This window comes from Oceanisphaera litoralis (assembly GCF_016907015.1).
Lineage (GTDB): Bacteria > Pseudomonadota > Gammaproteobacteria > Enterobacterales > Aeromonadaceae > Oceanimonas > Oceanimonas litoralis.
The window spans coordinates 1-2,015 of record NZ_JAFBBE010000049.1 but is presented as its reverse complement, the minus strand read 5'-3'; the positions used below and the strand labels follow the sequence as shown (position 1 = coordinate 2,015).

Genomic DNA, 2,015 nt, shown 5'->3' with positions numbered 1-2,015 from the left:
GTCTGCAAAGCCTGGAACACCTTCACCGAGAGTGCGGAAAGAGTGACTAAAACGTGCTCTAGAAAGTGGGCAAGCCTGACCAGTTAGTTTTCCAGGTTGGTATAAAAGCATCTTGCTGAGGTCGATATGAGGGTTTCAGTGGTTTTTCTGTTGTTGTGCAGCAGCCTGGTCTGGGGGCAACCCATGCCGTCAACTCCCTTTGAACGTGAAAATAAGCGGTCGTTACCCGACAGCCGGACCATTGGAAACTACCTGGCGACACTGGATACCCTGTCGCCCCGGGCACGATTGGTGACGCTGGGCACCTCGGCCGGTGGCCGACCGATACAGGCGCTGCTGCTGTCGGCGTCGCCTTCATTTCTGCAGGACCTTGTCGGTGAGCCAGACAAGCCGACGGTGATGATGCTGGGCTCTCAGCACGGTAACGAGCCCTCGGGTGCCGAGGCCTTGCAACGGCTGGCACGAGAGCTGGCAGCCGGCGAGCATCCGGAGCTGATGCATCGGCTCAATCTGGTGCTGGTGGTGCTGGCCAATCCCGACGGGCGGGATCTGTCATCGCGCCACAACGCCAATGACGACAACACCAATATCGACTACGTGGCCCTGCAGGCAGGCGAAACACGGCTGCTGGTCGAGGCGTTGCATCGCTTCGATCCGGATCTGGTGTTCGATGCTCACGAGTCCGGCATCTGGAAGCGGGTGCTGACCCGGGAGTTGGGTTGGATGACCGATGTGGAGGCCCAGTTTGATATGGGCAACAACCCCAATATCGACGGCGCCTTGCGCCATTACACCGAGAGCAAACTACTGCCCGCGCTGATAGCGCGGGTGTCGGCGGCGGGCCTGGCGGCCAGGCGCTACCGGGGCGAGATCACCAGTCTGGATCAGGCGGTATCCCGAGGTGGTCTGGGCATCACCAACCTGCGCAACTACGCGGCCATGCAGGGGCGGGTGTCCATACTGGTGGAAAACCGGCTCGATAATAAAAGCGGCCGCTATGCCACGCCGCGCAACATTGCCGAACGGGTACGCAAGCAGCACCTGAGTATGCTGACCATGCTGCAGCTGGTGGCGGATGAAGCCGGATCCCTGCTGGCGGTATCGCGTCGGGCCCGCCAGCGGTGGGTGTCTGCAGATGGTGACGGTCGCACCCTGTGGATGGGGGTGAGTTTTGGTGCCAATCGGGAGCAGCCCGAAATCACGCTGCCGCTGGTGCGTTTTGCCGATGGCCACAAAGTGTTGCGCCGCTTTCGCAATCGGGATGCCATTGTCACCCGGAAGCCGGTCTCTCTGGCGGCGGCCTATGCGGTCACCCGGGAGCGGGAACGGATGGCGCGCTGGCTGACATCTCATCATATTGCCTTCGAGACGGTGACTGAACCTCGTGAGCTGATGGCGGACAGGCTGGAGATCACAGCGGTACGAATGCAACCCGAAGCCCGACCGGGGGTACGGGGAAAGATGTTGGCCGAGGTGATGGTGACGCGGTCTGCGGTGACCCTGCAGCGGGGAGATCTGCTGGTACCGATGGATCAGCGCCTGGCGCCATTGGCGGCCCTGATGCTGGATCCGCGTTCGGCCAATGCCCTGTATCAGGAAGAGGGCTGGAACTGGCTGCAGCCGGGGGCATTTCCGGTGTTTCCGGTGGTGGAAGACTAAGTTTTGGCTAAACGCTTACACATCGGCCAAAGGACCTGCTCCGACGACCCGCTATAGATACTTCCTTGTACGCTCTCTGTTTCATCCCTGAAACAGAAGGTCGGCGGAGCAGATCCCTCTGCCCTCTTGACGCATCGGAGTTACCTGCGGGTGTCGCCAACAGCCAACTCGGGCATTGAGGTGAGATAATAGGGATTGCCTCACCCGGCCATCACATGCCATGGATGGCATGTGTGAGCTTACAAGGATGATGAGATGGACCAGGGCTGACGCATGATCACTTTTCGCTCAACCTGATCAAGCTTCGCTCAGTCCAGCAGCAATATGAGCGGTTGGGCTTGTCCCTTTCGCGATAA

The 2,015-nt window shown here is 60.1% G+C and carries 1 protein-coding gene; it reads left to right on the top strand.

Annotated elements, in window-relative coordinates; all coding sequences use genetic code 11:
• The first annotated feature begins 183 nt into the window (after window positions 1-183).
• A complete protein-coding gene (locus tag HNR62_RS15995) occupies window positions 184-1,659 on the top strand; it encodes a M14 family zinc carboxypeptidase (RefSeq protein WP_204797077.1) in 1,476 nt (491 codons plus the stop codon).
• Window positions 1,660-2,015: the final 356 nt, after the last annotated feature.

Bases quoted from the DNA above. Each gene is read 5' to 3' on its own strand.
- HNR62_RS15995 (WP_204797077.1), top strand. From the start codon at position 184: ATGCCGTCAACTCCCTTTGAACGTGAAAATAAGCGGTCGTTACCCGAC.